This window comes from Halomonas sp. ATBC28, from assembly GCF_005937175.1.
In the GTDB taxonomy this organism is placed as follows: domain Bacteria; phylum Pseudomonadota; class Gammaproteobacteria; order Pseudomonadales; family Halomonadaceae; genus Vreelandella; species Vreelandella titanicae.
Map to the genome: position 1 here is coordinate 1 of NZ_VCQL01000230.1, position 329 is coordinate 329.

Here is a 329-nt window from a genome sequence, read left to right on the forward strand (position 1 = left end):
TGACCCGCTAGCGAGCCGGTTAGCCAAGTCGGTTGTCGTCGTAGGGCGTTACATCATGCTCGATAGTGTTGATCCTTATGATTAGACGGTTGATCGTAGGTGTGGCGCTGGGGTGTGAGCGTCCCGATCATCCGCAATGTGGGTTGCTTGCAATGTGGACAGGTGTAGGCCAGCTCCGCATCGCTGGCAGCCATATCGGCATCCGGTGCTTGCTCAACCACCGCTAGCGCTCGACGAACCTGCATCAGACGTTGCCGACGGCAGCGATTGGCCAGAAAACCGTAGTGACGCACCCGCATCAGTCCTTTGGGCAGGACGTGAAGCAGGAA

Annotated in this window: 1 protein-coding gene; it reads right to left on the reverse strand. The window is 58.1% G+C overall.

The features are described from left to right. Positions 1-53 precede the first annotated feature (53 nt). On the reverse strand, positions 54-329 hold a 276-nt coding region (locus E0L35_RS26530; RefSeq protein ID WP_212751738.1), incomplete at its 5' end, for a transposase.